The 8,142-nt window shown below is 72.4% G+C and carries 4 protein-coding genes; all 4 read left to right on the top strand.

Translation table 11 applies throughout. The annotated features are described in order from the left end of the window. The coding region (locus AC08OO_RS21170) for a methylmalonyl-CoA mutase family protein (RefSeq protein ID WP_476618962.1) at positions 1-1,728 on the top strand (1,728 nt) is incomplete at its 5' end. Next, complete coding sequence (gene scpA / locus AC08OO_RS21165; protein WP_476606053.1) at positions 1,728-3,983, top strand: methylmalonyl-CoA mutase; 2,256 nt, start codon at positions 1,728-1,730, stop codon at positions 3,981-3,983. The genes AC08OO_RS21170 and scpA, both read left to right, overlap by 1 nt. A 27-nt stretch (positions 3,984-4,010) precedes the next feature. Then, entirely contained in the window at positions 4,011-5,093 is a 1,083-nt protein-coding gene (meaB, locus tag AC08OO_RS21160; RefSeq protein ID WP_476606054.1) for a methylmalonyl Co-A mutase-associated GTPase MeaB, read from the top strand. Between the two features lie 292 nt (positions 5,094-5,385). Next, positions 5,386-8,142 (top strand): Hsp70 family protein (locus tag AC08OO_RS21155; protein ID WP_476618961.1); only part of this gene is annotated, 2,757 nt, incomplete at its 3' end.

Genomic DNA, 8,142 nt, shown 5'->3' with positions numbered 1-8,142 from the left:
CCGTTCGTGCGGGGTGGGCGGGCGCAGGGCGCGGGCACCGGCGGCTGGGATGTCCGCGCGCTGCATGACAACCCCGATGCCACGCTCGCCGCCGAAGCGGTCCTCGCCGATCTGGAGAACGGCGCCACCTCGCTCTGGCTGCGGCTGGGGCCCGCCGGTCTGCCGATCGGCGGGCTCGGTGCGGTGCTGCGCGAGGTCTACCTCGACCTCGCGCCGATCGTGCTGGACGCGGGGGAGCTCACCGCCGCGGCCGCCGAGGAGTTCTTCGGCCTCGTCGCCGCCCGCGGCCTGCCCGGTTCGCAGCTCACGGGCAGCCTCGGCGCCGACCCGATCGGTCTGGCCGCGCGGACCGGCCTGCCGGCCGGCGGCCCGGTGGGCCTCGCCGAGGCGGTGTCGCTCGCCGGCCGGTGCGTGCGGGAGTTCCCCGGGATCCGCGCCCTCGTCGTCGACGCCCAGCCGTACCATCGCGCGGGTGGCAGTGACGCCGAGGAGCTTGGGGCGTCACTGGCCACCGGCGTCGCCTACCTGCGGGAGCTCACCGAGGCCGGCCTGAGCCTTGCCGAGGCGCTTGCCCAGATCGAGTTTCGCTACGCGGTCACCGCCGATCAGTTCTCCTCGATCGCGAAGCTGCGGGCCGCCCGCCAGTTGTGGTCACGGGTCGCCGAGGTGTGCGGCGCTGAGCCGGCCGACCGGGCCCAGCGTCAGCACGCGGTCACCTCGGCGGCGATGATGACCCGCCGGGATCCCTGGGTGAACATGCTGCGCACGACGCTGGCCTGCTTCGGCGCCGGTGTCGGCGGCGCCGAAGCGGTCACCGTCCTGCCGTTCGACACGCGCCTCGGCCGGTCCGACGACTTCTCCCGCCGGATCGCCCGCAACACCCAGGCCCTCCTGCAGGAGGAGTCGAGCCTGATCCGGGTGACCGACCCGGCCGGTGGCTCCTGGTACGTCGAGTCGCTCACCGCCGAGCTCGCCGAGGCGGCCTGGGCCTGGTTCACCGAGATCGAGCGGGCCGGCGGGATCGTCGCCGGCCTGCGGTCCGGGCTCGTCGCCGAGCGGATCGCGGCCACCTGGGCGACGCGCTCCGACGCGATCGCCCACCGGCGGGACCCGATCACCGGGGTGAGCGAGTTCCCGAACCTGGGCGAGAAGCTCCCCGAGCGGCCCGCCGTGCCTACTGCGAGCCCCGTGCCCGCTGCGAGCCCCGTGCCCGCTGTGAGCCCCGCCGGCGCCGGCGGGGAGGCCGCCACGGCGGTGGGCGCCGGGCTGCCGGAGGTCACCTACGACCTCACCTTCGAGGAGCTGCGCGCCCGTTCCGACGCGCACTTGGCGGCGACGGGCGGCCGGCCCGTGGTCTTCCTGGCCACCCTGGGCAGCGCGGCGGCCTCGACCGCGCGCGCCACCTTCGCCGCCAACCTGTTCCAGGCGGGCGGGTTCGAGACTCCGACGTCCGGCCCGGGCACGGACCCGGCGTCGATCGCGGCGGCGTTCAGCGCCTCCGGGGCCACCGTGGCCTGCCTGTGCTCGGCCGACAAGGTATACGCCGAGCACGCCGGGCCGGTCGCCGAGGCGCTGCGGGCCGCCGGGGCGAGCCGGGTGTGGCTCGCGGGCCAGGCCGGTGCGCGCGCGCGGACCGACGCCGCCGCGGGCATCGGCGGATACGTGTTCACTGGATGCAATGCCGTCGCCGTGCTGCGGGCGGCGCTCGCCGAGGTTGGGGTGGCCTGATGTCCACGGACAGCTCGCAACGTGCCACGATGGTCCCGGACTTCTCCGCGGTGGAGCTGGGCACCACGCCGGCCGGGGCGGACGCGGCGGAGGGTGAGTGGCGGGCCGCCCTGGAGGCGGCGACCGGCAAGGACGCCGACGCGCTGACCTGGGATACCCCCGAGGGCATCGCGGTGAAGCCGCTCTACACCGCCGCCGACACCGCGGGCCTGGACTTCCTGGGCACCTACCCGGGGATCGCGCCCTTCCTGCGCGGCCCATACCCGGCGATGTACGTCACCCAGCCGTGGACCATCCGCCAGTACGCCGGGTTCTCCACCGCCGCCGCGTCGAACGCCTTCTACCGGCGCAACCTCGCAGCCGGGCAGAAGGGCCTGTCGGTCGCCTTCGACCTGCCGACCCACCGCGGCTACGACAGCGACCACCCGCGGGTCACCGGCGACGTCGGCATGGCCGGCGTCGCCATCGACTCCATCCTCGACATGCGCCAGCTGTTCGACGGTATCCCGCTGGACAAGATGAGCGTGTCGATGACCATGAACGGCGCCGTGCTGCCGGTGCTGGCGCTCTACATCGTCGCGGCCGAGGAGCAGGGGGTGGCCCCGGGGCAGCTCGCCGGGACCATCCAGAACGACATCCTCAAGGAGTTCATGGTCCGCAACACCTACATCTACCCGCCGCAGCCGTCGATGCAGATCATCTCGGACATCTTCTCCTTCACCTCGCGGCGGATGCCGCGGTTCAACTCGATCTCGATCTCCGGCTACCACATGCAGGAGGCCGGGGCGACGGCCGATCTGGAGCTCGCCTACACCCTGGCCGACGGGGTCGAGTACATCCGGGCAGGGCTGGGCGCGGGGCTGGACATCGATGCGTTCGCACCAAGGCTGTCGTTCTTCTGGGCGATCGGCATGAACTTCTTCATGGAGGTCGCCAAGCTGCGCGCGGCCCGGCTGCTGTGGTCGCGGCTGGTCAACCAGTTCACCCCGAAGAGCGCCAAGTCGCTGTCGCTGCGGACCCACTCGCAGACCTCGGGTTGGTCGCTGACCGCCCAGGACGTGTTCAACAACGTGGTGCGCACCTGCGTGGAGGCGATGGCCGCCACCCAGGGGCACACCCAGTCGCTGCACACCAACGCCCTCGACGAGGCACTGGCCCTGCCGACGGACTTCTCGGCCCGCATTGCCCGCAACACCCAGCTGCTGCTGCAGCAGGAGTCCGGCACCACCCGGGTGATCGACCCGTGGGGCGGCAGCTACTACGTCGAGCGGCTCACCCACGACCTGGCCCGCCGGGCCTGGGAGCACATCGACGAGGTCGAGGCCTCGGGCGGCATGGCGCAGGCCATCGACGCTGGGATCCCGAAGATGCGTATCGAGGAGGCCGCCGCCCGCACCCAGGCCCGCATCGACTCCGGCCGCCAGCCGCTGATCGGAGTGAACAAGTACCGCGTCGACGCGGACGAGGGCATCGAGGTGCTCAAGGTCGACAACTCGGCGGTGCGCGCCGAGCAGATCGAGAAGCTGCGCCGGCTGCGCGCCGACCGTGACCCGGCCGCGGTGGAGGCGGCGCTGCACGCCCTGACCGCGGCGGCCGCCGCGGCCCGCGACGGGCGCCGCGGCCCCGGGCTGGAGCAGAACCTGCTGGCGCTCGCCGTCGACGCGGCCCGGGCTCAGGCGACGGTCGGGGAGATCTCCGACGCGCTGGAGAAGGTCTACGGGCGTCACGCGGGCCAGATCCGTACCATTTCCGGGGTGTACCGGGACGAGGCGGGACCCGCCGGCAACATCGTCGCCGCCCGCGAGGCCGCCGCAGCCTTCGAACGCGCCGAGGGTCGCCGGCCCCGGATCCTGGTCGCGAAGATGGGCCAGGACGGTCACGACCGCGGCCAGAAGGTGATCGCCACCGCGTTCGCCGACCTCGGCTTCGACGTGGACGTCGGCCCGCTGTTCCAGACCCCGGCCGAGGTCGCCCGCCAGGCCGTCGAGGCGGACGTCCAGATCATCGGCGTCAACTCGCTGGCCGCCGGCCACCTCACCCTGGTGCCCGCGCTGCGTGAGGAGCTCGCCGCGCTCGACCGGCCCGACATCCTCATCGTGGTCGGCGGGGTCATCCCTCCCGGTGACTTCGACGAGCTGCGGGCCGCCGGCGCCGCCGCGATCTTCCCGCCCGGCACGGTCATCGCCGACGCCGCGCTGGACCTGCTCGCGACCCTGTCGGCCCAGCTCGCTCACCCCGCTTACCCCGCGGCCTGACCCGCCCCGAGTGACGGCAGATCCGGCATGGTGACCCGACGACCGATCGATCCGGGTGAGTACGCCGACGGGGTGCTGGCCTCGTCGCGGACCTGGATCGCGCGGGCCATCACCCTCGTCGAGTCCACCAGGCCCGACCACCAGGAGCTTGCCCAGCAGCTGCTGGTGACGTTGCTGCCGCACGCGGGCAAGGCCCGTCGGATCGGCATCACCGGGGTGCCCGGGGTGGGCAAGTCGACGTTCATCGACGCGCTGGGCACCATGCTCACCGGGAAGGGAAACCAGGTGGCGGTGCTCGCCGTCGACCCCTCCTCGACGCGTACCGGCGGCAGCATCCTGGGGGACAAGACCCGGATGGCGGCGCTGTCCACCGATCCGGCGGCGTTCATCCGGCCCTCGCCCACCGCGGGGACGCTCGGTGGCGTCGCCAAGGCGACCCGCGAGGCGATGGTCGTCATGGAGGCGGCGGGCTACGACGTTGTCCTGGTCGAGACGGTCGGCGTCGGCCAGTCGGAGACGACCGTCGCTGACATGGTCGACACCTTCCTGTTCCTGACCCTGGCCCGCACGGGGGATCAGCTCCAGGGCATCAAGAAGGGGGTGCTGGAGCTCGCCGACGTCATCGCGGTGAACAAGGCCGACGGGCCGCACGAGCTCGACGCCCGCCGTGCCGCCCGGGAACTCGCCGGCGCGCTGCGGCTGCTGCAGGGCTCCGCCGGTCTCCGGGACTGGAACACCCCGGTGCTGACGTGCAGCGCGGTGGAGCGGACGGGGCTGGACACTGTCTGGGCGCAGATCGTCAAGCATCAGGACACCCTCGACGCCTCCGGCGAACTCGCCGCCCGCCGCCGCCGCCAGCAGGTCGACTGGATGTGGGCGATGGTCCACGATCGGCTGCTCGCGGGCCTGCGGGCCGATCCAGGGGTCCGCGAGATCACTCCGGACCTTGAACGGCGGGTCCGCGACGGCACCCTCACTCCGAGCCTGGCCGCCGACGCCATCCTCGCCGCGCATGACGGCCTGGCCGCGCACGAGGGCCGGGCCGCGGCACCCTCCGACGCCGCGGAAAGCCGCGACGGAAAGCCGCGACGGAAAAGCGTGGAGGGTTAGGAACGGTCCACGGCCGCTGGACTGTGCCCAACCCTCCACAGTTCCGTCCACGGCAGGCCGGTCGGGCCGGGGCTCGGCACCATTCGGCACCGTCCGGCACCATTCGGCAACTCAGGGACCTGCTCACCGGCTCAACGGGAGCCGGAAATATTTTGTCCGCTCCCGGACACAAATATTGCCTGGTCAAACGTCTACGATGATCGTGGTAACGGGAGTGGAAGGATCTCCGGCGGCCGAGCGGAGTACCGTGGCTCCGGTCGCCGTGATGATCGCGTGGGTTTCGGGAGACGCGGTGAGCTATCAGCTGGGTATCGACCTCGGGTCCGCGAACACGATCGTCGGGGTGGCGGACGGAGGCTGGCCCCGCGTGCTCGAACTGAGCGGTCAGCGTCGCCTGCCGTCGGTGATCTACGCTGCCCCGGCCGGTGGCCTGCAGTTCGCCCGCTCGGCGGACCGCCGGTCGCTGGTCGACCCCGAGCGTGCCGCAACCGACCTCCTGCGCCTGCTCGGGGACAGCGGTCCCGTTCTGCTCGGGGGTGCCGCCTACAGCCGGGAGGGGCTGATTGCCCGGTTGGTGTCCTACGTCGTCACGGCCGCCACCGAGCAGCTCGGGTCGGAACCGGACCAGGTCGTCGTGACGTTCCCGACGTTCTGGTCGGCGGCCCGGCGCGAGGTGTTCGCGGACGCCGTGAGCCAGCTCTCCGACGTCACGGTGCCCGTCGCGGCGTTCCCGGCTGCCGACGCGATCGGAACCCTGCTGTCTCACGGCTCCTCGACCCAGACCGTCGAGTTGGTCGGATGGTACGACTTCGGCGCAGGCTTCCTCGACACGGGGATCCTGTCCTTCTCGCCGTTCGGGTTCCAGCTGCTCGGCTTGGCCGCGGGTCTGCGCCACGGCGCCGGCCTCGAGCTCGACGATCTCCTGGTCGACCGGGTGCTGACCGGCGCGGGTGTCGAGCGTGCGGCGCTCGACCGTTCCGACCCGATGATCCGGACCGCGCTCGGCAGGCTGCGGCGGGAATGCGCGCAGGCGAAGGAGATCCTTTCCGGTGAGGACGAAGTTGACGTTCCGGTCTCCCTTCCCGGAGTCGATACCTTCGTCACGCTGAGCCGGGCGGAGCTGGAGACCCTCATCGGCCCGATTGTCGATGACACAATCATGACCTTTCGCCGGGCGCTCCGCTCGGTGCCGGTGACCTCCGCCGAGCTGTCCCGGATCCTGTTGTCCGGCGGGATCTCCCACCTTCCGCTGGTGGCCCGCCGGCTGCGGGAGACCTTCAGCGGGATCGGCCGGATCGACCACGGTTCGGACGCGGATGTGGCGATGGGCGCGGCGCTGCTCGCCGCCGACCTCGCTGACCGGTTCGGCGCCGTCGGCGCCGGGAGTGCACCCGATCTTCCGGGTGTTCCGGGTGTGCCCGGTGCGGTCGGCGTTCCGGGAGCGCCCGCGGCCTTCGGGGCCGTCGGGGCGGTGACCGCCGGCGGTTCCGGCGCGTCGGGCGAGGTCGGTGACGCTCAGGAACCCTCTGCTCAGGACCCCTCCGACGTCACCGCGGTGATCCGGCCGCCGGACGCCGCGGACCTGGTCTCGCTGCCGCCCTTCCTGTCCGGGCCGAGGGGGCTGTCCGGGCCGAGGGGGTTCGCGGGCGCAGCGGGTCCGGCCGGGATCCGAGGCGTGCCGGAGGCGGACGGCGTGACGGCCGCGGCGACGGTGCTCAGCGGCCCGGACGGCTCCGCGCCGCACGGCTTGGGCGCCGGGGACGACACGATGATCTCCTTGGGTGGCGCGGCGGATTCCCCACCGCCGGGGATCGTCGCCGGCGGGCCGGGCCCGTCCGACACGTCCGGTCACCGGATCCCACCCGGCCTCATGACGGTGGGCGCCGATCGGGACCACGTTCTGCTCGGGCCGCCGGGGAGGCTCGACCTGCCCTCGGACTTCTCGACGGGCGGTGTGGGCGGCCCGCACGGTGCCTCCGCCGGGGACGGCCGGGGAATCTTCGGCTCCCGGCGGTCCGCGGTCGTCGCCGCCATTGTCGTGGTCCTCTTCCTGGCTCTCGGGACGACCTTCGCCGTGGTGCTGACCGGCCGTGACTCCGGGGCGGGCTCCGGGGCGGATGCGGTGGCCGCCCCGGCGGTCACCGCATCGCCGGCCCCATCCGCCACCGGCCCAACCGGGCCACCCGCCTCCGCCGCGAACCTCGTCCGGGTGGCGGGATCCTCGGAGGTCGCCCCGATTACCGAGACCGCCTACAACGAATTTCGTCAGGTCCAGCGCAACGTCACCGTCAGCATCGAGTCCACGACGACCGAGGACGGTTTCGCCGCGCTGTGCAGCGGCAAGGCCGACATCGCCGACGCTTCGTTCGAACTCAATCCCGGGTTCATCAAGAACCCCGACTGCGAGAAGAAGGTCGTCGGGTTCGAGGTGGCGCACCACACCCTGCCGATCGTGGTCAACCCACAGAACACCTGGCTGCACTGTCTGACTCTGCAGCAGGTCAAGCAGGTGTGGGGGGCCGGTTCCGCCGTCACCCGGTGGAGCCAGATCGACCCGTCGTTCCCGGACGAGCCGATCACGTTTGTCGGGCCGCCGCGCGGCTCCGTGCAGGCGCAGGTGTTCAACGCCACGATCAGTGACGCCAGCGACCGGTCTCGCGACTACCGGCAGACCGATCTCAGCGGGGTCGCCAACGACGTGGCCGCCGACCGCTCGGCCATTGGCTACCTCGACTTCCCCACCTACGAGACCTTCGGCACCAAGCTGCGCGGCGTCGAAATCAACAATGGTGACGGGTGCGTCGCGCCGAACGCCGTGTCGGTCGGTACCGGCCTCTACCTGCCACTGTGCAAGCCGCTGTTCGTCTACGCCCGCACGGACGCCCTGCGCCGACCAGCGACCGCCGCCTTCCTGCGCTACTACCTGGCGAACGGCCGGAAGATCGCCTTCGACGCGCACTACGTCCCCCGCAACGACGACACGGTCGGGGAGAACGTCGCCAAGCTCGCGAGCCTGACGGCCGGCGTGGGACCCGTGCCGGCCGTCAGG

This window comes from Frankia sp. CeCAU1 (assembly GCF_977971845.1).
Note: the sequence above shows the minus strand (reverse complement) of the source record. Positions and strands in the feature narration are given on the sequence as shown.

What these genes read in the sequence shown, in the direction of transcription:
- meaB (WP_476606054.1), top strand. Translation starts at nt 4,011, where the DNA reads ATGGTGACCCGACGACCGATCGATCCGGGTGAGTACGCCGACGGGGTG.
- scpA (WP_476606053.1), top strand. Translation starts at nt 1,728, where the DNA reads ATGTCCACGGACAGCTCGCAACGTGCCACGATGGTCCCGGACTTCTCC.